The following is a 22,769-nucleotide window of genomic DNA, read 5'->3' on the forward strand; positions in this document are numbered from 1 at the left end:
GCTCACAACAATCACAACCGCCAAGCCGTTTGCGAAGTAGTAAGCGGCGTCCAGGCCGGTAAAGCCGAAGAGGAAAGGGGCCAACAGGAATAGCGCTCCAACCGCTCCATCAACGGCCAGATGGAAACTGTAAGGCAGCACACGGAGCACACCGAACTGATGATCTGTCAGAAGCGTCAAGATCAACGCTGCTGTGCCTGTGCCAACAGATAGCCAGAGTGCCAATGGATTGGCTGCTCCAAGACCAAGAATGAAGGGCAAACCGATCAACGCAAAGGCAACGGGATAATCCAGATAAGCATGGATGCTTTTTGTAACGAAACGGAGGGACATGACAGGGTTCCTTTTTGACTGTGTCGGTCTTTCGTTTTAGGCACAGTCAGATTAGGAGAAGCCCCCGTTTTGCTCAATTTCAGGACGTTCAAAGAAATATGCAGATCGTTCAGAATGGATATAAATATGGAACAATTGAGCTGATTTCTCTCAATGAGATGTGCGATACGCCGCTGGTGTTAAACCTACTTCCTTCTTGAAAACCCGCGTAAATGCAGATTCAGAAGCATATCCGGCAAGCGCTGCCACTTCAGACACGCTCATCTGATCATCGACCAAGCCCTGCTGAGCAATCTGCATGCGCCAACTCGTCAGGTATTGCATGGGTGTAAGGCCCATCTTGCTGGAAAACTGCGTCGCAAATCCAGTTCGCGAAAGGCCGGCCTCCCGCGCCAAACCCTCTACACTCCACTCGCGCGCAGGCGCCTTATGAAAGGCCGCCAGTGCTCTACTCAACTGCGGATCAGCAAACCCGGCAAGCCCGAGGTGCTTTTCACCTTCCTGCTCAATGAAACTGCGCAGCGCCTGAGCAAACAAAACCTCGGTCATTTTTAGTGCGATCAGGTCACCGCCAAGGCGCGTGCCATGTGTTTCATCTCCTATCAGCCGCAGTGTAGCCTCCATCCAACGCCCAGCAGCTTCACCATAGTTTGATATATGGATGTAATCAGGCAGTTGATCAAAAATGAGATGGCGAGCATTGCGGGCTAGCGAAATGTGACCACAAATTAATTGCGTCTCACGTTCATCCTGCTCCCCGCCGTAAACCAACACACCTTCACCGTTGTAACCGGAAAGCTCCAGAACACGATCCAGCGGCAGGATGACTTCCTCTTCAGAGCGCCCGCAATAGATGTCATGCGCGGCACCATGAGGAACGATCAGTAAGTCACCTTGAGCGAGCAACACTTTCTTGCCGGTCTCCTTCACCCGCACCATGCAATCTCCTCGGTGGGCAAAGTGAAAGCGGGCTACATTCTCAAAGGAAGGCACGGCAACGCCCCACGGCACCGTAAAAGAGGTGCGGAAGTAAAGCGTGCCTTTGACGGAAAGGCGGGTAAGGATGTCACTGAGCGTATCAAGCATCATCCAATTATGGATGAGAGGTGCTTAAACGTCTACTGCCCTGAACGATCTGATCGATATTGCGAATGATCTACATTATCTGAAATCGTATTGGCGTGTTGTAAGCTTATCTAGTTTCACAAAAGTCAGCGTTACTCGTCTTAGCTTGCGAAGCAAAATGCTTCTGTCTGTTAAATAGAATAAAGAAGAAAAAAATGAAACTAAGACAATATTGCCACATTACAGCGCTGATTATTGTAACTGGGCTGACAGCGATGCCAACAACACCTGCGTATGCTGCATCCGATCACGTACTTGAATTCCGATTTGGTGGCAGGGGGCGTAACCCAGTTGTAGACACCATGCGCAACTATATCTTGGGATGTCTGCCCAACAGAACACGGATTGAAGGTGAGAACCCTGTAGCGGCGGCAGGTCCATGGACTGTTAGAGTTCCTGCGATTCAAGGTCGTGAATATTCGAATGCAGATGTTGAACGTACCCTTATGAGTCAGGGATGTGCTCGCGTTCGTCCAATAAAAGTTGAGGGCGTCAGAGCCTGGGGTCCTTAATTTGTTGCCCGAGGCTCGCAGAGACTTAAAGAGCTTCGGGCACTATCTTATCAAGATCGCACGAAAATCGTTCACGTTTGTCAGAGTTGGGCCAGTGATGACGCTGTCGCCAATTGCTTCAAAGAACCCGTGCCCGTCATTGTCAGCAAGTGACAGCCGCGGATTGATCTCCTTGCCCCAGGCTCTTTGTAGGGTAGAGGGATCACAGTAAGCCCCTGCAATCTCCTCAATCCCGTCAACACCGTCTGTATCTCCAGCGAGCGCGTAGACACCCTGCTGGCCATCTAATGCAACCGCCAGTGAGAGCAAGAACTCCACATTCCGCCCTCCACGACCATTGCCCTTGAGCGTGACTGTCGTCTCACCACCAGAAAGCAACACACAAGGGGCTTTGAACGGCTGTCCATGCGAGGCAACCTGCTTGGCAATCCCGGCCATCACAATACCTACATCCGTAGCCTCACCCTCAACGCTGTCACCCAATATATAAGCTGGAACACCTTGTTTCTCGGCAACAGATGCTGCGGCTTCCAGCGCCAACTGCGGTGTAGCGATCATATGCGTCTTAACAGATCCGAGGTGCAGGTCGCTTTTATCCGGTGTTTCACCAACGCCACTTTCAAGAACCTCCAATGCTCTTACAGGCAACCCAATCTTATACCGCTCCACAATCGCCATCGCATCTGCGCACGTGGTTGGATCTGCAACCGTTGGGCCAGACGCAATGTTAATCGGATCATCACCCGGAACGTCGGAGATCAGTAGATTAATCACTTTAGCAGGATGGCACGCAGCAGCCAGACGTCCCCCTTTAATCTGCGAGAGATGTCGCCGCACACAGTTCATTTCGCTGATCGTAGCGCCACACCGCAACAGCTCCTTGTTGATGCACTGCTTGTCTTCCAGCGAAAGCCCCTCAAACGGCAAAGGTAGGAGCGAAGAACCGCCACCGGAAATGAGGCAGAGAACTGTGTCATCAGCAGAAAGATCAGAAACAAGCTTCAACATGCGCTTGGCACCAGCCAATCCCGCGTCATCAGGCACTGGATGCGCAGCTTCAATAATTTCGATGGACTTGCAGGGAACGTTATAGCCATAACGAGTGATTACGAGACCGCTGAGATCTCCTTGCCAGTTATCTTCTACGGCCCGTGCCATGGCTGCAGAGGCCTTCCCTGCACCAATAACGATGAGCCGTCCTTTGGGAGTGTCAGGTAAGAACTTCGGGATACATTTCTCAGGTTGAGCGGATTCAATGGCCGCATGAAACAGGCCACTCAGAAAACGCTTAGGATCAACTGCCATTGCTGATCACCCCCGATTGCTACCGAAAAGTTTCGGTTATCTTTTTGAATTTCTTCGTATTTTCTAGCTTTAACCCGCAGGCATTTCCAGCAAAAAACAACAGGCTCCGCTCTCTGGTGAGAAAGCGGAGCCTGTTATTTTTCGAAACTTCATCGAAACCTGAAAAACTACAGAGAGTTATCTCAGCAGGAAGCCGTTACCAACAGGGTCATCATTTTCCCGCCAGAAGGTTGCTTCTCCGCTGTAATGTGCTTTGCCTGCTACCTGCGCGATGATCGCATCATGTGGTCCGCATTTGGCATCCGCGAAATAAGTGCCTTCAAAGCTTGTTGCAATCAGGCTCTCAAATCGCCGCGTCTGCCCTTTGCTAATCAGACCCTTAGCGGCTTGTGCAGCCAATCGTGCGGTTACACCGGACCCGGTTGGGCTGCGGTCTACCTGGCTGTCAGCAAACACGCAGATGTTCGCAGTTGGGTCAGCGCTGTAAGCGTCATTTCCATCTGTCAGGATAGTTCCATACAGGAATGCAAGATCAGCATCATCCGGATGCTGAAGCGTCACTGCTGCACGGATAGCATTGCTAACGGCGTTTGCAGCATCAACCAGATCACGTGTTCGGGATTTCTGTACATCCAAGCCAAACGCAGAAGCAGGCGCCAGACCATAAAATGCGCCTCCATAGGAGACATCGACGGTCAGCTCACCCATGCCTTTCACATCAACCGTCACGTCGCGGGAGTGAAGGAATGCTGGCACGGAATGGAAGGAGACTGCATCAGGAACACCGTTATCGACCTCGACGGAAGCAACAACCAACCCACAAGGACATTCAATGCGCACTTCAGTGATGGGCGACTTGGCCTCAACCAGCCCATGATCAATTGCGTATCGCCCCAGAGCAATCACCGCATGACCACACATGGTGCTGTAACCTTCATTGTGAATGAAGAGCACACCAAAATGAGCATCCAGGTGAGACGGTTCAACGAGGATCGCGCCGTACATATCGAAATGACCACGAGGCTCAAACATCAAAAAATGCCGGAGGTGGTCAAGGTTATCTCGTGCATAGCGACGCTTTGCCAAAATGGTGTCGCCGGGGATCTCCGGATAGCCGTCGGTTACAATACGAAGCGGCTCGCCGCCTGTATGCATGTCGACAACACTTATTTTCTGTTGTTTATCCATGTTCTCCCCCAGAACTAGTCGGAATGCCTTATTTCCGAATTGTTTGTCTTAGCATAGAGCTCCTTCAGCGCTTTCCATTTAATTAGTTGCAATTGATCGGAAAAATGCGCTCAAGCAAAACGAGCCCCTTCATAGCGTGCACAGGAGGATGGCTCAATATGCTGTGAAATATTACTGCTCAAGTGATTTGGAGTTTTTCTTAAGATGCTCGTGGCTCTTGGTGTTTATGGTGGCTTGTTTGCGTTTTCATTTCTAGCTGCCACGCTAGCTCCGGGCTCATCAGAGGCAGTCCTCAGCGGCTTGTTACTAGCGGGAGGCTGGGATCCGGTGATCTTGATCGCATCGGCTTCGCTGGGCAATGTCGCCGGCTCAGTGTTCAACTGGTATTGCGGACGTTTTCTGTCTCACTATAAAGACCGGTCGTGGTTCCCGGTAAAAGAGCATCAATTCAAGCAAGCTGTGCGCTGGTTTAAGCGATATGGACAAGCCTCAATGTTGCTCGCATGGGTGCCAATCATTGGCGACCCACTCACACTCATTGCCGGCACTTTGCGCATGAAATTCATGAACTTTCTGGTGCTGGTCGCAATCGGCAAAGTTGCCCGATACCTGTTTGTGTATTACGCAGTCACGTTTTGGCAGGGATAACCCACGGATTAAGCGTGGTTTTAAATAATCAATTCTGATTAGAGTAAATGGCCGAACCCTATGGGTTCTATAGATAAAATTAATTTTATATGTGCAATGCAATTTATCATGACTTAGCGGAAATATCGACAATGCAGAAGGGGGGTGATAGAGAAAAACGATCTTTACTCGAACTCACCTTTTGGAAATGCCTTCGTCCACGTCTAACGTCTCCATCGCTTATCGCAAACTGAAGCAAGCAATCCTCGAAAACCGGCTCGGTCCGGGTACGCAGGTGCTCGAGCAGGAAGCGGCTACCCAGCTGGAAATGAGCCGTACGCCAGTGCGTGAGGCCATGCTAATGCTGCAGAAAGACGGGCTCGTGGAAATGCGCCCGCGTCAGGGTATGCGCGTTCTTCCAATCACCGTCGGCGATATCTCAGAGATCTATGAGATCCTTGAAGTTGTTGAAGGACTTGCCATTCGCAAGCTTGCTGAAAAGCCAATTAGCGAAAAGCAGGCGCGTGCACTGGAGGACTCTGTTACCCTGATGGATCTCTCACTTGAACGTGGAGACCTCAGCGTTTGGACATCTGCTGACAAGAAGTTTCACGAGGATGTCGTCAAGTTTAGCGGCAACGTGCATCTGGAAACTGTCTTCCTACAGCTCTGGGACAGATCGCAACGCGCACGCAACATGCTGCTGAAAGCGCATGGTGCCCCTGTCAACTCCGCGCAAGAGCATTGGGAGCTGTTGAAGTTCATCAAAGAAGGCAAAGCGGCGGAAGCTGTCGAGTTTCAGAAAAGCTTGCGTGCTGAGGCCGCAGAGCAAATCTGTAAAATGATCTTTGACGTGATGAGCGGAATGGTCCCGTCAAACTAAAAGCGGGACCGAAGCCCCGCCTTTCCTGAAATCTTAGTCTGCTTCCCAGAGGTGTCCGGGTTTTCCGGTCACATATCCGTTTGCCAGCGCACCTGGCAGCTGTTGTGTTTGCAGACGTGCTACGGCCTCGGTACTTTCAATCTTTCCGTCAACAAGATCACGATAGATCTCGGCAATCGCAATCATATCAATATCATGCGGTGAAAGACGCAAGCGGCCAACGCCTTTTGTCAAAAGCTCGTCGCGGCCAAGCGTGATGGCTTGAACACTGTGAGACAGTGTCTGAATACCATTCGCTGCAAGAAACTTCTGATCATCCAGTGTCGTCACATCCATGCCGTCAAGATCACGGTCACAGATGAACTGACAGTTATCTTTATGCAGCTTGTGAGCGCGTGCATGGTAGCAGCGACCAGAGACAGCCAGTGGCAGACGACCAAATGCAAACAGCTCGATGGTGAGATCTGGCAGAGCCTGCGCAATCGCTTCAACAGACTTGATCGGCAGTTCAACGGGCGGGCAGAACGTTTCCATACCCAGGTTTATGAGAACCTTCGCTGTCTGCTCATTGTAGATGTTGAGGAACGGCCCACCAACGAAAGGTTCACCAGAGCGTTTATGAACACTCGCAATATCGTTAGCTTCTACCAGTTCGCAATCTGCTGAAAGGGCATTGATGGACTTACGATCACGCATGGTGACGGGCAGCGCAATCGTTGAGAAGACAACTGTTTTACCTGCATTGGTGAGGCGCTCATAAATCTCAGGCCACACCTTGTCGTTAAACGGCATGCGTTTGCCACAAATAACTTCGCCAATGTAAACGCGCTCAACAGGAGCTTCATCTGCTACACGCGCATAAAAGTCGACGAGTTTTTCGTTGGACCAGTTGAAGAAGTTAGGACCAATGGAAAGTTCGATCTTGCTCATGATTGGTCCTTATCTCCAGATCTTTTTGTAGGCGCCGGTGGTTTCGCGTCCACCTTCTGTCATTGCGCTCAGCATGGCTGAAACTTCTTCTTCCGCATTACCGCCTGCATCCATGGCATCAACAGCTGCACGGAAGGCTTTCACCACCTGTGAAATGTAGGCTTTACCGCGCTGGCGACCTTCAATCTTAACTGCGGTCACACCTGCTTTTTGAAGACGTGGCAACAAACTTGCAGCATTCAGGCTAACTGGGTCTTCAAACAGGTAGGAGGTTTCTCCCTCTGCTTTAAAGCGTCCCTTACAGAGCGTTGGGTATCCAGCAGTTTCGCCTTCACCAAAACCATCAATGGTAAAGCCGCCCAGACGGGCATAAAGATTGCTGCCGTCTTCGTCGTAAGAAACATCGCCCGGAGGGGAGCAAACGCCAGTCAGGTTTGGAGACTTGCCTGTAGCGTATGAAGACAACGCGCAGCGCCCTTCCGTCATCACGCATAGGCCGCCAAACACAAAGACTTCAGTCTCGACCGTGACTTCTTTATTGAGCTTAACGATTTCTTCAACGGACATGACACGTGGAAGAACCACACGCTGCACGCCAAAGGTGTCCTGATAAAAGCTGATGGACTCTGGTGTTGCCGCAGCAGCTTGTACGGAAAGGTGCAGACGCAGGTTCGGATGCTTCTCTTGTGCGTAGTCAAGCACTGCAATATCAGCAGCAATGATCGCATCAGCACCAGACGCAGAAACAGCATCAACCGCGCGCTTCCAGATGTGCGTGTCACCTGCTCGGGCAAACGTGTTCACAGCAACAAGAACGTGCGAACCGTGCTTGTGAGCGAGGCGAACCCCGGCATTCAGTTCCTTTTCAGAGAAATTCAGACCGGGGAAATTACGAGCGTTGGTTTCGTTGCGCAAACCGCAGTAAATGCTGTGTGCGCCCGCTTCTGCGGCGGCTTTAAGAGCAGCTGGTGTACCGGCTGGGCAAACAAGCTCCAGTGATGGATTATTATCGTTGCGCTGTCCAAGCATAAAACACCTTCCAGAAAATAACAGAGTGAACCACTTGGTTCGCGCAGGGCGCCTTCACCCTGCAGCGGCAATCAGGAAGTGGCAGTTGGTGCGTCGAGTAGTCGGCGCAGATGATCTAATGTCTTGTTGGTCGCTCCATCCACGACTTCACGTGGGCGACCATTGAAACCAAGAAACTCAGCAGGGGAGAGATCGGCTTCTTCCATGGTGTTGCGAAGCGCAAGCACAGCGTCCGTGTCACCCTCGATCACCAGATCGCGTGTAAAGAAAACGGCATCACCATCGTAGGTGCCATCAACCAGCCCTAACAGGACGATGAGTGGTCCAGAAATACGCGCCGCACCATCAGGCGCATCTTTACGCTTGAACATCTCAACCGTCGCATGTTCGCCATTCGGGATCATGCGGAAGACATGCGGGATATCAATCGGGTCGATTATGAAATGCGTGCGTTTGTACGTGTCCAAACGCTCGAAGAGGTCTGGGCGATTACGGGCAAGCCGACGCACAGCTCGGGTCAGAGCAAAGCCAAGCGGAGGAACCGGCAATATGCCGAGAGCTTTTTGCAGGGCAGGAGGAAACAGGCCTCGGTCCGGTTTAAAGAACATACTTTAATCTCCACTGATTAGTATCCTCTCCTATTAATCCTAGCGGAACTCATCATTGATGGAGGTCAAGGACCAGAGCGACTACACCCTTCAAATGTGTGTTAATCCGGCGAACAGATCCCGAGTTTGCCTAGTAATCTGGATTTGGAATGTATTGGCGTACCGAAAAGAAGTTCGAGACACTTTCCAGCTTTCTCAATGTATTGGAAGCGAAGCAGGAGCTTGTGCGGGTAAAGGCGCCGGTCTCAGCTCAGTTTGAAGCGACAGAAATCCATCGTCAGGTGATTGAGCAGGGTGGTCCAGTCCTTCAGTTTGATAATGCGATCACATGTTCGGGAACGCACAGCAATATACCGCTTTTGACCAATGTGTTCGGTACGCGAGAGCGCGTTGCCCTTGGCCTTGGCTGCACTCCGGACGAGCTTCCAGCCTTGGGTGAGTTGCTGGCCTATCTCCGCTCACCGCAACCACCGAAGGGCCTGAAAGGCTTCATCGATGCTCTGCCTGTCGCCAGAGCAGCATGGGCGGCTCGCCCAAAACGCTTGCGAACATCTCCTCTGATAGACATGCCGGTTGATCTGGAACAGTTCCCTGTACAGATGTGTTGGCCAAACGATGCGGGTCCACTGATTACATGGGGCATCGTCATCACGCGCCCTCCGGGAAAAGATGATCCCTCTCAGTACAATCTGGGTATCTACCGTGCGCAAGTCATCGGCAAAGACAAAGCAATCCTGCGCTGGCTCGCCATGCGTGGTGGAGCAGCCCACCATCGCCTCTGGCAGGCACGTGGCGAGCGTATGCCGGTTGCCGTTGTCATCGGTGCAGATCCTGCAACAATCTTGTCAGCTGTCATACCAACACCCTCCGATGTAAGCGAACTGATGATTTCCGGTGTCTTGTCCGGTGGACGACCAGAGCTGATCCCATGTAAGCACGTTGACCTGCATGTGCCAGCATCCTCTGAGATCGTTCTGGAGGGCTTTGCTGAACCATTAGAAACAGCTGAGGAAGGCCCATTCGGGGACCACACCGGCTACTACAACGACCCTGATCAGTTCCCAGTTTTCAAAGTATCGGGTATCCGCGCCCGCAAGGATCCAGTCTACATGAGCACCTTCACCGGCAGAGCGCCAGACGAACCTGCAGTCCTGTCTGAAACTATGAACGATGTTTTCTTGCCATTGCTGAAACAACAAATTCCAGAGGTCGTCGATCTATGGCTCCCGCCTGAGGCGTGTTCCTATCGAATTGCAGTTCTCAAGATCAAAAAAAGTTATCCCGGTCAGGCACGCCGCGTGATGATGGGCATGTGGTCGCTGCTGCCTCAATTCACCATGACCAAGCTGATCATCACCGTTGATGAAGACATAGACTGCAGAAGCTGGAGCGATGTGATGTGGGCCGTTGCCACCCGCATGGACCCATCTCGTGATCTCGTTGTTCTGGATCGCACGCCTGTCGACACATTGGATTTTGCATCTGGTTTGGAGGGTCTGGGAGGCAAACTTGGTATTGATGCAACGACCAAAATCGGATCAGAAACGCGCACTGACTGGCCAGAAGTGATGCGTATGCCGGAAGAGCTGACCAAGAAGGTTGAAGATCGCTGGGATGAACTGTTCCCCGGTGGCTTGCCTAAAAAACAAAACCAGGATCAACCAAAGGATGCTATCACCCCTTCAGAGATAAAGAATTCTCCTGAAGGAAGTGAGTAGGCTGCATGACGAAGCGTATTATTGTCGGAGTATCGGGCGCATCCGGAGCTCAACTTGCTCTGAAAACGCTGGAAATCCTGAAAGCGCTGAGTGTCGAAACGCATCTGGTGCATTCAAAAGGAGCTGTTGCTTCTGTCGAACATGAGCTTGGCAAGGATGGTGTTGAGCAGCTCAAAGCGCTTGCATCCATCACCTACGCACCTGATGAAATGACAGCCGCTATTGCAAGCGGCTCGTTCCACACTGACGGTATGATCATCACGCCATGCTCCATGCGTACACTATCAGGTGTGGCCTATTCTTTCTCAGACAACCTGCTCACACGTGCTGCTGATGTTGTGCTCAAAGAGCGCTGCAAGTTGGTTCTCGTCCCGCGTGAGACACCTTTGCATGAGGGACATTTGGAGGCGATGCTCAAGGTGACTCGGATGGGTGGAATTATCGCACCGCCGGTGCCTCCATTTTATGCAGATATGAAAAACAAAGCGGATATTCTCAAAGAAATTGCTGCTCGCGGCATTAATACACTAGGAATTGATCCCGGCGTGAACATGACTAAGTGGCAATAGAATTATCCTAGGTTACTTTACTGTAATCTTATGAAAATTCATCGTCCACTTTGCGGCTTAAGTTTACCGGCGATAGCTACCTTTACCTCGGAATTGAATAGGTAATTTCTATTCAATTTTAATAGAAAAATACTAAAGGTGAAGATAATGTCCCTGTGTTTTAAGCGCCCCCTCTGGTTTGGCCTCTTCGTATTTTCGGCTCTTTTCCTAGTGTTAGCGCTAGGTCAGAAAGCGAATGCGACATCTATCACTCTGGATACCACTGATACCGAACTCTGCGAAGTTCAGGTCACAATTGGACCGGAGGCTCCCAACGGACCCATTCATAGATTTACTGATATCGATGCAGATGATCGCTACACCTTCCAGACGAATAAGCTCTGCAATCGCCGCTCTGTAGGTGGTGAGGCATGCCTGGAAGATTACACCGAATGGTCATGTTGTGAAGCGAAAGACGGCGAGGACATCACCTGTAGAGTGCCTTAAATTAGGTCTCCCAGCTCAATTGCACAAAAAACGACCTTCTCTAAGTCGGCGCAATTTGCCAACATAGTTCCTACGACGAGTATTGTATGTCGAGGAATATATGAAAACGATTGGCTTATTAGGAGGAATGAGCTGGGAGAGCACTGCTACTTATTACAGACTGATTAATCAGCAAACACGTTTACGGCTTGGCGGACTCCATTCTGCTGAGTTGGTTTTATGGTCTTTTGATTTTTCTCAGATCGAGTTGCTTCTTGCACACGGAGAGTGGGAAGAAGCGGGTAACCTGCTAAAACAGGCAGCGCTGAAATTAGAAGGCGCCGGTGCTGATTGCATTGTGATCTGTGCGAACACAATGCACAAAGTCGCCTCCTACATCCAGGATGGTTTGACGATCCCATTCATTCATATTGCTGAAACAACTGCGAATGCCATTCAAAAGGTAAAACGCAGGAAACCACTTTTGCTTGCAACGCGTTACATTATGGAACAGGATTTTTACATCAGAAGATTGCAGGATAACTACGGATTATCGGTAGTGATCCCTGACAATGGAGGGCAAGCCGTCGTCCATGACATCGCCTATAATGAGTTGTGCCGGGGCCAGATTAATGAGGATTCTCGCCGCACACTCTTGCAGATTGTCAGAAAAGCACAGGACCAGGGTGCAGATAGTGTCATTCTGGGGTGCACAGAGCTTGGACTGTTGGTGGGGCAGGAGGATATTTCAGCTCCGGTCGTTGATAGCACCACGGAACATGTGCGTGGAATTTTGGATTTTGCATTGAAGAATGAAAGTGAATTTGAAGAGCTAGTCTAATCAGCGGGAATTTGCCCGCTTCAGGAGGGGAAATAATGAAGAAACTATGGGTCTCTGCCGTACTGGCAGCAGGGCTTGCTTTACCTGCGCAAGCGCAGGAGGCGGCGGACAGTATTGCGCCGGAAATGGCAAGCGGAATCTCCGACAAGCAAATGGTAACCGCGCAGAAGTTTATGGTGGTTGCTGCAAACCCTCATGCATCAAAAGCGGGTTTTGATGTTTTGAAAGCTGGCGGAAACGCCATTGATGCAATGGTTGCTGTGCAGCTCATGTTGGGATTGGTTGAACCTCAATCCTCCGGGATCGGCGGTGGTGCCTTCCTCGTTTATTACGACGCAGAAGCGGGCGAGCTGACCACATATGACGGTCGTGAAACAGCGCCTGTATCCGCAACGCCAGAATTGTTTCAAAACGAAAACGGCGAACCACTCAAATTCTATGATGCAGTTGTTGGCGGCCTATCTGTAGGAACGCCAGGCACAGTAAAGCTGCTGTATGATACTCATGCGAAATTGGGCTCTCTGCCATGGGCAGATCTGGTTGCTCCTGCCATCAAACTCGCAACAGACGGCTTTGAAGTTTCGCCACGCCTGAACGCTTTGATCACCAATGATCAAGAGCGCCTCTCTCGTTTCGAAACAACGAAAAACTACTTCCTGCCGGGTGGCACTCCTTTGCCAGTTGGGCACCTGCTCAAAAACCCAGAGTATGCAGCGACACTGACTGCAATTTCTCAAAATGGAGCGGACGGTTTCTATTCCGGAGATATTGCAAAGTCCATCGTTGAGACTGTTCAGTCTGCTAAGGGCAATCCGGGTAAACTGGCTCTTGAGGATCTGGCAAACTACCAAATCAAAGAGCGTGCCGCTGTTTGTGCAGAGTACCGCGCCTTTGAAGTTTGTGGCATGGGCCCACCATCCTCTGGCGCTCTGACTGTTGGCCAAATCCTCGGTCAGCTTAATAGCTATGACCTGCCTTCCATGAACTCAGGCGATCCGAATGCATGGCGCTTGATTGGTGATGCATCCCGTCTCGCCTTCTCTGATCGCGGTCGTTACATGGCGGACAGTGATTATGTGCCAATGCCAACCAAAGGCCTTGTTGCGCCTGCTTATCTCAAAGAGCGCGCTGAGCTGCTGAGTGGCGACAAAGCATTGTCAAAAGAGCAGGTAGTACCGGGGAATCCAACCTGGGATCACGCCATGTTGTTGGCTGACGATGAGAGCATTGAACTGCCATCAACCAGTCATTTCTCAATCGTAGATGCAAACGGCAATGCTGTTTCCATGACGACCACAATTGAGAACGGCTTTGGCTCACGTCTGATGACAAATGGTTTCCTGCTCAACAACGAGTTGACGGACTTCTCGTTCCGTACGCATCGTGACGGTGTGCCGATTGCGAACCGCGTTGAGCCGGGCAAACGTCCACGTTCATCTATGTCTCCGACAATCGTGATGAAGGACGACAAGCCATTCGTTGTTGTTGGGTCTCCGGGCGGCAGCCGCATCATTGGCTATGTTGCAACAACACTGGTTGCGAACCTGGATTGGGGTATGAACATTCAGGAGGCGATCTCTATGCCGCATCTGGTCAATCGCTTTGGTACCTATGACCTCGAGAAGGGCACCGCCGCTGAAAAGCTGCAACCAGCTCTGGATGCTATGGGTTACAAAACCAATATTCGCGACCTCAATTCCGGCCTTCATGGAATTGTGATCACGGCAGATGGCCTGCAAGGTGGCGTAGATCCACGCCGCGAAGGTCTTGCTCTGGGTGAATAAAAACCAGAATTAACGAAGCTGAGGCTCGAGAGATCGGCATAATTGTCTCTTGAGTCTTAGCACCCTGCTAAGCGTGTACCAAAGTACGCTCTTAGGTGTCTTCCTTCCTCTGTGATAGCTAGAAACTCTTGAAATTGGCTGTGCCTGTCGGCTCTGGCCTGCGAGGTGCTAGTGCCAATGACGGAGCTACTCCAACATCCCCCCAAAGATACTTGCATGCCATCCGTTGTGCATCGGTGGGTGCTGCTGGCTGCAATGAGTTTCATCCTTGGGCTCGCTTTGTTGGATGAAACAGTCGTCAGTCTGGCTCTGCCAACCATCTCAGAAGAGTTTGGGATGACGCTCACTCAAGCCCATTGGGTGGTAAATTCCTATCTGCTGATGTTCGCAGCTTTGGTGGCTTTGGGTGGCAAACTTGCTGATCTGGTGAACATCAACTACCTCATCCTCTCTGGCATGATCATCTTCGGCCTGGCGTCGCTGGCCTGTGGTTTTGCGCCAAATGGAGGCTTCCTCGTAGGCGCGCGTGTCGTACAGGGGATTGGCGCTGCGATCATGTTCCCTCTGCCCATTGTCACTATTTCACGCATATTCCCACCTGAACGCAGAGGCTTTGCATTAGGCGTGTTCGGCTCAATCGCCACTATCTTTCTGTCTTCGGGGCCACTAGTGAGCGGCTACTTCACGAGTTATTTCTCTTGGCGATGGATTTTCTGGATCAACCCACCCTTTGTCTTGATCGTCTGCTTGGTTATCGCATTTGCTCCGTTGAAAGGGCGCATTGCTCACGGACAGGATAAAAGCCTTTCGGATTACTCATTTGACTGGCTCGGCATCATCACATTGCTTGTGGGGCTTTTCTTCTTCGTTCTGGCCATCATGCAAGCGCCGGAATGGGGTTGGACATCAAGAGATATCGTCTTGTCATTCGTTGTTGGGGTGTCGGCGCTAGCCATCTTCCTCTGGAATGAACTGCATATAAAAGCACCGCTCATTCAAGTGCGTTTCTTCAAAAAGCCTTCCTTCGCAGTCGCGGCATTCGTAGTCTTTCAGGCGCAATATTCCAAGATTGCAATGTTCATTTTTGGAGCTTTGTACTTTCAGGATAAACTCGGCTTTGCTCCGTTCTTCGCAGGTTTGGCATTGATGTCGGCAGTCGTGATGAATGCAGCAACAGCTGGGTTGAGTGGTGTTTGCGTCGATAAGTTTGGTGTTCGCGCGCCGGCCATGTGGGGCCTATTGGTGCTGTCCAGTTCAACGCTCTGGCTAACTGCCTTTATTGCCGAAGATAACTATTGGTTGCTGCTCCCCGCACTTCTTGCATGGGGAGCGGCTATGCCATTGTTGTTTCTGCCATCAATGAAGTCATCGGTGGACTCAGTTGAGCTAACGAAGAAGGGACAGGCGAGTGGTGTGATGATCACATCTCAAATGCTGGGTGGCACAATAGGAATGTCCATCTCCAGCTCGATCTTCCTTTTCACGGAAAGCTATGAGTACGTATTCGGCACCGCAGCAGCTGTCACTCTGCTCTGCTACCTGCTGTCTTTTATGTACTTCGGAAAAGAGGCAGGTGCTCTCGACAGTGAAAAACAGAGCTGATGTGCTTACCAGCTCTTATCATAGCGTTATCCCGCTTGAGAATAGACCCGCTTGCCGTCCACATAAGTCGCTGCAATCGCACGATCATCGCCAAGGATCATCTGAATAAACAGCTGCTCAATCACATTATTGGCGTAAGCCATACGGTGGCGGATCAGTGGTGTTGAGAGCGGGTCAATAATGGCGAAATCCGCTTCCATACCCACTTTGATGTTACCGATCCGGTTTTCCTGATAGAGCGCTTTGGCGGAACCAACCGTCGCCAGATAATAGGCCTGTACCGGGTGCAATGAGTAGCCCTGCAACTGGGCAACCTCATAGGCCGTCCGCATTGTGGTCAACATGGAGAAGCTGGAGCCACCACCCACATCTGTTGCCAGCCCTACAGTGATTGGCTCGTGTGTAAAATGCGAACCGCGCACATCAAACAAGCCAGAACCAATAAAAGTGTTTGAGGTTGGGCAATGCGCAATTGATGTCCCGGTTTCATGAATAAGCGCTTTTTCACGGTCATTCAGAAAAATCCCATGCCCAAGCACACAGCCCTTTCCCAGCAAGCCAAAGTGCTCGTAAACGCCAACGTAATCAGGATGCTCAGGATATAGCTCTCCCACCCATTCCAGTTCCTGGCGGTTCTCAGAAGTATGGGTCTGTAGCAAAACTTCAGGATGCTCTTTCCAGAGCGCTCCGGTTGCTTCCATCTGCTCAGGAGTAGACGTTGGTGCAAAGCGGGGAGTTATGGAATAGAGCGCACGACCCTGCCCATGCCATTTCTCCAACAGCGCTTTGGATTGATCATAACCTGTCTGCGCCGTATCACGCAGGTTTTCTGGCGCGTTGCGGTCCATCATGACTTTACCGGCAGCGATGCGCATGTTGTATCGCGCAGCCTGCTCAAACAGCGCATCCACGGACTCAGGATGAATGGTGCAGTAAACGGAAGCACTGGTGATGCCGTTTGAAAAGCTTTGCTGCAAGTAAACGTCGGCAGCACGGCGCGCGTAGTCAATGTCGCCAAATTTGGCTTCAGCAGGGAAGGTATAGGTGTTTAACCACTCGATCAGCTGAGCGCCGTAGGAAGCAATAACCTCTGTCTGCGGATAATGGACATGGCAATCCACAAAGCCCGGCAGAATGAATTTGCCGCTGTGATCATGAACCACAGCATCACTTGGCAGCGCCTTAATAAGCTCTGCCGCGTCGCCAACTGCGGTAATCCTACCGTTTTCGGTAACAACCAGCCCATCAGACCAGTCTGTCAGTGCCTCTGCCGGATTATCGCAGAACGGATCGCCGCTAAATTGGAATACATGGCCGCGAAGCGCTGTAATCGTCCGAACAGTGTCTTGCATCAGATCTTCCCCGGGAATTGAACCAAACAGCCATATCTAGCGTAAATCCCGGTAGGGATCGAGGGTAAATACGTAATTACCCGGGAGAGATCTGAGAACAACGTGATGCGTGTAAGAGATCAATCCTCTTCTACTGCTGCTTCATTGAGTTCAACGTCAATCATCAGATCAGCCGCAATACCTTCCAATGCCTCAGAGACTTCTGCTGGCGACAGATGTGGTGGAATAATAATGCGAGCATTTGCGCGGAACATAAGATCACCACTCATGGAACCCGGTTCAACCAGAGACTCCAGAGTTTCGATGCTCACATGAAGATCTGCCAGCACGCTGGAGACACGGCTGATCATGCCGGGTTGATCTTGTCCCAGAATATGAAGAAGCGCATGAGCACCTGCTGGCGCATCACCCGTGTTGTGAACGTGAATGCCAATGGTAAGCCCCACAGACTCAAGCTTGGTCAGAGCTGCTGAAAGGTCTGCTGCCTGTGCCTTTTCAACATGCACACGAACAATCCCTGCAAACTGGCCTCCCAGACGCGAGAGGGAACTGTCGATCCAGTTCGCTTTGTGATCAGCAACCACCTTGGAGATTTCACCAACCAGACCTGGGCGGTCATCAGCAACGACGGTGAGGACAAGCTCTTTTTTCATAACGCATTCTCCACAAAAGCGACCCCTGTGATAGGCTAGGGCCCTGCCTATAATAGCAATGCCAGATGCAGGTGTAAGTCAAACACTTCGATCAAGTTACCCGTATTTTTGCACCTAAGAAAACCTCTGGTATCGACCAATTGCGCAAATTATCATCTTGCTATCTCCAGGGTCGCCAACTAGCTTGCTCCTCGTAAAACTATGGACGGCGTCCCGTGACGGACTGAAATGGATTTCGGGGGCGGTCGACCCACATCGGGGGCCAGAATCGAAGCTGTCTGACGAAATAATGTGTGAAGCTGCGGACTTATGGTGCGCGGCCGATGTTCTATTTCGTTGGTCCATCTATTGTCTTTGCGACGTCTCCTTAAATGACAGCGATAAACCCCTGTTGCCAGTGGCAATGGAAGGCACCGCTGCATGTTGGAGATAGAACATGTCTTATTTTTTGAAGCCCGCGCTCCTCGCAGGAGTGATGGGGCTTTCCTCGTCTGCTGCCTTTGCACATGCGGGACATTTGGGTGAGCTTGCTGGCCACAGCCATTGGATTGGCGTAGCCGCAGTCACCGGCGCTGCAATCATCGCTGGTCTGGCTGCCAAAGCAAAAAAACGATCCTCTTCCTCTGAAGAGAACTCGCCGGAAAATGCTGAGAGCGATGGTGCTCTCTCCCCAGATGGTACAGAAGCAGAGCCAGCATAATGACAATAAAAACAGAAGAAAAACTCGGCGTCATGATCTGCGGACATGGTAGTCGAAACAAAGGTGCAGTCGCCGAATTTGCCCGCCTTGCAAAAGGTATGCGTGAAAGATTTCCGGATCTTCCAGTAGACTATGGATACCTTGAGTTCGCAAATCCTGTGATCCATTCAGGTCTGGACAATCTGCGCGAGCAGGGGTGCACCCGCATTCTTGCAGTTCCAGGCATGCTGTTTGCTGCTGGACACGCTAAAAACGATATTCCATCTGTGCTCAACACCTATCAGGCCAAACATCCTGAAGTGTCCATCGAATATGGCCGCGAACTGGCCGTCGATACACGCATGGTACAGGCTGCAGGCGCACGCATTCAGGAAGCCATCGATGCAGCTGGTCCTGAGGTGAAGCCGGAAGAAACCCTGCTTATGGTGGTTGGTCGTGGTGCATCAGATCCGGATGCAAACTCTAATGTTGCCAAAATCACCCGCATGTTGTGGGAAGGCTTCGGCTTCGGTTGGGCGGAAACCTGCTATTCTGGCGTAACCTTCCCGCTCGTTGAGCCGGGGTTGGAGCACGCTGTTAAGCTTGGTTACAAGCGTATCGTCGTGTTCCCATACTTCCTGTTCACTGGCGTTCTTGTACAGCGTATTTACAACTTCACCGATGAAGTTGCTGCACGCCACCCGGATGTTGAGTTTATCAAAGCAGGCTATCTGAACGATCACCCGAAGGTCATCGACACTATGCAAGAGCGTGTGACGGAGATTGTTCAGGGTTCAAACAACATGAACTGCCAGCTTTGTAAGTACAGAGAGCAAGTTCTTGGGTTTGAGGCTGAGATCGGTTTGCCACAGGAGAGCCACCACCATCACGTGGAAGGTTTGGGCGACGAAGCTGAATGCAAGCTGTGTGATGTGACTTGTACTGGAGAGTGCGACAGCAAGGGCGCGGATGCTCACGAACATGCGCATAGTCACTCCCATGACCACAGCCACGGGCACGGACACCACCATCATCACGGTGATGACCACGGACATGATCACCATCATCATCCGTATCCTCATGCAGATCACCCGCTTGGGCCAAAATCCATGTTGAAGGACGATGCCTGAGAATGGGCCAGAACGTGAATCCAGAAGTTCTGGCGCCCTACGATTACATTAAGGATCCTGCCGAAATCTATCGGCAGTCCTTTTCAATCGTACGGACAGAGGCTGACTTAAAGTGCCTGCCAGATAACTTGAGGCCTGTTGCAGTCCGCCTGATCCATTCCTGTGGGATGACTGACATACCGCAGGATTTGGCATATTCTGAGGATGTAGTTGCCAAAGCAAATGAGGCTCTGCGAAACGGCGCCCCGGTACTGACCGATGTCGAGATGGTTGCACATGGTATTATCCGTAAATACCTGCCAGCAGACAATCAAGTCATCTGCACATTGAACCAGCCAGACGTGCCCGAGCTTACAAAACAGCTCGGCACAACAAGGTCGGCTGCAGCCGTTGAGCACTGGAGACCGCATCTGGAAGGTGCTGTTATCGCCATTGGCAATGCCCCGACGGCGCTGTTTCATCTTCTTGAGATAGTGGCAAATGGTGCCCCAAAGCCAGCAGCTATTCTCGGCTTTCCCGTTGGGTTCGTAGGAGCCGCAGAATCCAAGCAAGCGCTGGCAACAAGTTCACTCGGCATACCGTTTCTAACACTTCAGGGGCGTAGAGGTGGCTCTGCAATTGCAGCTGCAGCAGTCAATGCAATGGCAGCAGGCTTGCCTGAAGAAAAGGTGCAGGAGACATCAAAATGAGCAGTCAAACAGCACCTTGGCTCACAATCATCGGCATTGGTGAGGATGGCTTTAACGGCCTGTCTGAAACAGCCAAATCAGCGCTGAAAGCTGCCTCTCTCATCTATGGTGGAGCACGGCATCTGGAACTTTTGCAAGATGGCGCAAGCAACATCAGTTGTGCGATGAAAGCATGGCCATCTCCACTTTCTAAAGGCATTGAAGAACTTGCGGTAAACCGTGGTCAAAACACAGTGGTGTTGGCGACGGGTGATCCGCAATGGTTTGGTATCGGAGCAACACTTCATGGTCAGTTCAGTGCTGAGGAGATCGAGGTCATCCCGCATCTCTCAGCATTCGCTTTGGCTACAAGCCGCTTAGGCTGGCCTCTGCAAAATGTCGAAACCCTCAGCTTGCATGGCCGCCCTCTGGATACCCTGCGCGGTTTCCTCTATCCCGGCGCCCGCATCATCGCACTCACGTCTAATGGTGCAGCCCCAGGTGAGATTGCAGATCTACTCGCTGATGAAGGGTATGGAGCAAGTACCCTTACGATACTTGAGCATCTCGGTGGCCCGCAGGAAAAAGTAATAAGCCGCGAGGCTGAAGAGTATTCTGATCAAGCTGCCGAGCTGAACACGATTGCGATTGAAGCCAAACCAATCCCAAACACGCCTGTTTTGTCACGCACGCCCGGTCTGCCGGATTCTGCGTTCCGTCATGATGGAAAAATGACCAAACAGGAAGTACGGGCTGTAACGCTTGCCAAACTTGCACCTATTCCGGGGCAGCTCCTGTGGGACATTGGCGCTGGCAGTGGATCCATCGGTATCGAATGGCTGCGGGCTGCAAAGGACACCAAGGCTCTTGCCATTGAGCCGTTGGAAAAACGGCATGTGTTCATTCGTGGAAATGCAGCAGCTCTTGGGACTCCTACGCTTCAGCTGATTGAGGGCAAAGCCCCCGAGGCACTTGATAATTTGCCGCAGCCAAATGCGATTTTTGTCGGAGGTGGCCTCACATCAGCGGGTATACTCAAAACATGCTTTGAAGCGCTGCCATCAGGAGGTCGCTTGGTTGCCAATGCTGTTACTCTGGAAGGAGAGCAAGTGCTGGCGGAGGGCTGGAAGAAGTACGGTGGAGATCTAAGCCGTATAGCAATCTCAAGAGCCGATCCCATTGGCGGTCTCACGGGTTGGCGTCCATTGATGCCGGTAACACAATGGAGCTTGGTAAAGTCATGACTGGTACGCTCTATGGCGTTGGTCTTGGACCAGGAGATCCTGAGCTTTTGACGCTAAAAGCTCACCGGCTCATTTGTTCTGCAAAAACTATCGCATACCCAGCGGCAGTTGGAGTGCCCAGTTTTGCTCGGCAAATTGCAGCACCGTATATTCAAGAGGGAACAACAGAAGTCCCGATTGAAATGCCGATGAAGGTCGAACGTTTTCCCGCAAAGGAAATCTACGATCAGGCGGCAGAGACGATCTCGGAGAAATTGAAAGCGGGAGAAGATGTTGTCGTTCTGTGTGAGGGCGATCCATTTCTCTATGGCTCGTTCATGTACCTCTACGAGCGTTTGCACGGTAACTTTGCCTGCGAAATCGTGCCGGGCGTATCATCAGTCAATGCCTGCGCTGCTGCGCTCGGCAGGCCCCTCGCTGCGCGCAATGAAGTGCTGACAATCATTCCCGGTCCGCTGGAAGATGAGCAACTTCAACACCGCATTGAGCAGTCCGACGCTTTCGTCATCATGAAGGTCGGGCGCCATCTATCGCGCGTTAAGGCTCTGCTTGAAAAACTGGGATTACTTGATGCTGCGGGATACGTCGAACGGGCGAGCCTACCGGAAATGGTGGTGGCCCGTCTGGCTGACTATCCAAATGAAACTGCACCGTATTTTTCAATGATAATTGTATATAAGGGAGAAGAGGCATGGACGTTGCACCCGCAATCGTTGTGATCAGCCCGGTCGCTCTGAAAACCGCTCAGAAGCTCTCCACTGTACTGGATGAAAGTCTCATTCATGGCTTTGCAAGAAACGGTTCAAAGCCGAATGTAGATTATCATTTCTCCTTCTCTGAACCGATGGACCATCTGCGGTCCTTGTTTCAGTCAGGAACGCCAATCATCGGTATTTGTGCCGCGGGAATTCTCATCCGCGCGCTCGCGCCTGTCTTGGCAGAAAAGCGAAATGAGCCACCTGTCATTGCAGTGTCAGAAGATGGATCAAGCGTCGTTCCGCTGCTTGGCGGACATCGCGGTGCCAATGTCTTGGCCCATGAAATTGCAGAGGTCCTGCAAGGTCATGCCGCGATCACGACCGCAGGCGACACTGTCTTTGGTGTTGCGCTTGATGATCCACCAGAAGGCTGGACGCTCGCCAATCCATCAGACGCCAAGTCTGTTATGGCGCATATGCTGGCAGGCGACACCGTAAAACTCTCCGGTCAGGTAGACTGGTTGGAGGCTGCCACCCTTCCTGTTGCGGATGATGCCGAACTGGAAATTGTTGCAACCGAGCAGCCCCATGATGGACACAACGGAAAGCTCGTGTTCCATCCTCAAACTCACGTGGTCGGTCTTGGCTGTTCCCGAGGGTGTTCTCTTGAGGAGCTGGAGGAGCTCCTTCAAAAAGGCTTGAAACAAGCAAACGTCTCAATGGGAGCGGTAGCAGCTTTCGCGAGTATCGACCTGAAGGCCGATGAAGTGGCAATGAACAAGCTCGCTGCCCGCCATAACAAGCCCTTCCGCCTGTTCACGGCTGG

24 protein-coding genes are annotated in these 22,769 nt (G+C 51.5%); 15 read left to right on the forward strand and 9 right to left on the reverse strand.

All coding sequences use genetic code 11. The features are described from left to right. Both PsW74_RS12870 and PsW74_RS12875 read right to left on the reverse strand, forming a co-directional pair. Nucleotides 1–333: hypothetical protein (locus PsW74_RS12870; protein WP_063305837.1), on the reverse strand; the 333-nt coding region annotated here is incomplete at its 3' end. 150 nt (nt 334–483) lie between these two features. Beyond that, nucleotides 484–1,419, reverse strand: coding sequence for an AraC family transcriptional regulator (locus tag PsW74_RS12875; RefSeq protein WP_063286657.1), 936 nt, complete (start codon nt 1,417–1,419; stop codon nt 484–486). 194 nt (nt 1,420–1,613) lie between these two features. On the opposite strand from PsW74_RS12875, the gene PsW74_RS28640 reads away from it, so the two are divergent. Then, nucleotides 1,614–1,970 (forward strand): hypothetical protein, encoded by a 357-nt coding sequence (locus PsW74_RS28640; RefSeq protein WP_153039921.1) that lies wholly within the window; start codon nt 1,614–1,616, stop codon nt 1,968–1,970. 42 nt (nt 1,971–2,012) lie between these two features. Here the strand turns inward: PsW74_RS28640 and PsW74_RS12880 are convergent, their stop codons facing one another. Both PsW74_RS12880 and PsW74_RS12885 read right to left on the reverse strand, forming a co-directional pair. Then, nucleotides 2,013–3,275 carry a glycerate kinase gene (locus PsW74_RS12880; RefSeq protein ID WP_063286596.1) on the reverse strand — a complete coding sequence of 421 codons (1,263 nt, stop codon included), beginning with the start codon at nt 3,273–3,275 and terminating at the stop codon, nt 2,013–2,015. Between the two features lie 177 nt (nt 3,276–3,452). Next, complete coding sequence (locus tag PsW74_RS12885; RefSeq protein ID WP_063286597.1) at nt 3,453–4,463, reverse strand: proline racemase family protein; 1,011 nt, start codon at nt 4,461–4,463, stop codon at nt 3,453–3,455. A gap of 204 nt (nt 4,464–4,667) precedes the next feature. Between PsW74_RS12885 and PsW74_RS12890 the strand changes: the two genes are divergently transcribed. Both PsW74_RS12890 and PsW74_RS12895 read left to right on the forward strand, forming a co-directional pair. Continuing rightward, entirely contained in the window at nt 4,668–5,111 is a 444-nt protein-coding gene (locus tag PsW74_RS12890; protein WP_063286598.1) for a YqaA family protein, read from the forward strand. Nucleotides 5,112–5,298: 187 nt separating this feature from the next. Then, nucleotides 5,299–5,973, forward strand: a complete 675-nt coding sequence (locus tag PsW74_RS12895) for a GntR family transcriptional regulator (RefSeq protein ID WP_057461644.1) — start codon at nt 5,299–5,301, stop codon at nt 5,971–5,973. Nucleotides 5,974–6,006: 33 nt separating this feature from the next. Here the strand turns inward: PsW74_RS12895 and PsW74_RS12900 are convergent, their stop codons facing one another. The 3 genes from PsW74_RS12900 to PsW74_RS12910 form a co-directional block, all read right to left on the reverse strand. Then, the gene (locus PsW74_RS12900) at nt 6,007–6,903 is read right to left on the reverse strand and encodes a U32 family peptidase (protein ID WP_063286599.1); all 897 of its coding nucleotides are present in this window, start codon (nt 6,901–6,903) and stop codon (nt 6,007–6,009) included. Nucleotides 6,904–6,912: 9 nt separating this feature from the next. Beyond that, nucleotides 6,913–7,932: a peptidase U32 family protein gene (locus PsW74_RS12905; protein ID WP_057461646.1), complete on the reverse strand. Its 1,020-nt coding sequence runs from the start codon at nt 7,930–7,932 to the stop codon at nt 6,913–6,915. Between the two features lie 71 nt (nt 7,933–8,003). Then, on the reverse strand, nt 8,004–8,540 hold the full coding sequence (locus PsW74_RS12910; protein ID WP_063286600.1) for an SCP2 sterol-binding domain-containing protein: 537 nt from the start codon (nt 8,538–8,540) through the stop codon (nt 8,004–8,006). A 149-nt stretch (nt 8,541–8,689) separates the two neighbouring features. Here PsW74_RS12910 and PsW74_RS12915 point away from each other — a divergent pair, with 149 nt between their 5' ends. The 6 genes from PsW74_RS12915 to PsW74_RS12940 all read left to right on the forward strand — a co-directional run bounded on the left by PsW74_RS12915 (nt 8,690) and on the right by PsW74_RS12940 (nt 15,519). Further along, nucleotides 8,690–10,258, forward strand: coding sequence for a UbiD family decarboxylase (locus PsW74_RS12915; RefSeq protein WP_063286601.1), 1,569 nt, complete (start codon nt 8,690–8,692; stop codon nt 10,256–10,258). Between the two features lie 5 nt (nt 10,259–10,263). After that, the gene (locus PsW74_RS12920) at nt 10,264–10,827 is read left to right on the forward strand and encodes a UbiX family flavin prenyltransferase (protein ID WP_063286602.1); all 564 of its coding nucleotides are present in this window, start codon (nt 10,264–10,266) and stop codon (nt 10,825–10,827) included. A 147-nt stretch (nt 10,828–10,974) separates the two neighbouring features. Then, nucleotides 10,975–11,313, forward strand: coding sequence for a hypothetical protein (locus PsW74_RS12925; RefSeq protein WP_057461653.1), 339 nt, complete (start codon nt 10,975–10,977; stop codon nt 11,311–11,313). 100 nt (nt 11,314–11,413) lie between these two features. Next, entirely contained in the window at nt 11,414–12,133 is a 720-nt protein-coding gene (locus PsW74_RS12930; protein ID WP_063286603.1) for an aspartate/glutamate racemase family protein, read from the forward strand. Between the two features lie 35 nt (nt 12,134–12,168). Further along, the gene (gene ggt / locus PsW74_RS12935) at nt 12,169–13,917 is read left to right on the forward strand and encodes a gamma-glutamyltransferase (protein WP_063286604.1); all 1,749 of its coding nucleotides are present in this window, start codon (nt 12,169–12,171) and stop codon (nt 13,915–13,917) included. Nucleotides 13,918–14,133: 216 nt separating this feature from the next. Then, nucleotides 14,134–15,519, forward strand: coding sequence for an MFS transporter (locus PsW74_RS12940; protein ID WP_208980854.1), 1,386 nt, complete (start codon nt 14,134–14,136; stop codon nt 15,517–15,519). Nucleotides 15,520–15,545: 26 nt separating this feature from the next. On the opposite strand, the gene guaD is transcribed toward PsW74_RS12940, so the two are convergent. Next, nucleotides 15,546–16,871 (reverse strand): guanine deaminase, encoded by a 1,326-nt coding sequence (gene guaD / locus PsW74_RS12945; protein WP_063286605.1) that lies wholly within the window; start codon nt 16,869–16,871, stop codon nt 15,546–15,548. Nucleotides 16,872–16,990: 119 nt separating this feature from the next. Continuing rightward, a complete protein-coding gene (locus PsW74_RS12950; RefSeq protein WP_057461659.1) occupies nt 16,991–17,524 on the reverse strand; it encodes an ACT domain-containing protein in 534 nt (177 codons plus the stop codon). Nucleotides 17,525–17,960: 436 nt separating this feature from the next. On the opposite strand from PsW74_RS12950, the gene PsW74_RS12955 reads away from it, so the two are divergent. From PsW74_RS12955 to PsW74_RS29725, 6 genes are all read left to right on the forward strand, one after another. Beyond that, the gene (locus PsW74_RS12955) at nt 17,961–18,224 is read left to right on the forward strand and encodes a DUF6732 family protein (RefSeq protein WP_063286606.1); all 264 of its coding nucleotides are present in this window, start codon (nt 17,961–17,963) and stop codon (nt 18,222–18,224) included. Further along, a complete protein-coding gene (locus PsW74_RS12960) occupies nt 18,224–19,333 on the forward strand; it encodes a sirohydrochlorin chelatase (RefSeq protein WP_063286607.1) in 1,110 nt (369 codons plus the stop codon). Before PsW74_RS12955 ends, PsW74_RS12960 begins: the two co-directional genes overlap by 1 nt. A 2-nt stretch (nt 19,334–19,335) precedes the next feature. Beyond that, entirely contained in the window at nt 19,336–20,022 is a 687-nt protein-coding gene (locus tag PsW74_RS12965) for a precorrin-8X methylmutase (RefSeq protein WP_063286608.1), read from the forward strand. Then, on the forward strand, nt 20,019–21,245 hold the full coding sequence (locus PsW74_RS12970) for a bifunctional cobalt-precorrin-7 (C(5))-methyltransferase/cobalt-precorrin-6B (C(15))-methyltransferase (protein ID WP_063286609.1): 1,227 nt from the start codon (nt 20,019–20,021) through the stop codon (nt 21,243–21,245). Before PsW74_RS12965 ends, PsW74_RS12970 begins: the two co-directional genes overlap by 4 nt. Next, entirely contained in the window at nt 21,242–21,964 is a 723-nt protein-coding gene (gene cobI / locus PsW74_RS12975) for a precorrin-2 C(20)-methyltransferase (protein WP_206599924.1), read from the forward strand. Before PsW74_RS12970 ends, cobI begins: the two co-directional genes overlap by 4 nt. Continuing rightward, nucleotides 21,937–22,769: cobalamin biosynthesis protein (locus PsW74_RS29725; protein WP_244277861.1), on the forward strand; the 833-nt coding region annotated here is incomplete at its 3' end. The genes cobI and PsW74_RS29725, both read left to right, overlap by 28 nt.

Source organism: Pseudovibrio sp. W74 (assembly GCF_001623085.1).
Taxonomy (GTDB): domain Bacteria; phylum Pseudomonadota; class Alphaproteobacteria; order Rhizobiales; family Stappiaceae; genus Pseudovibrio.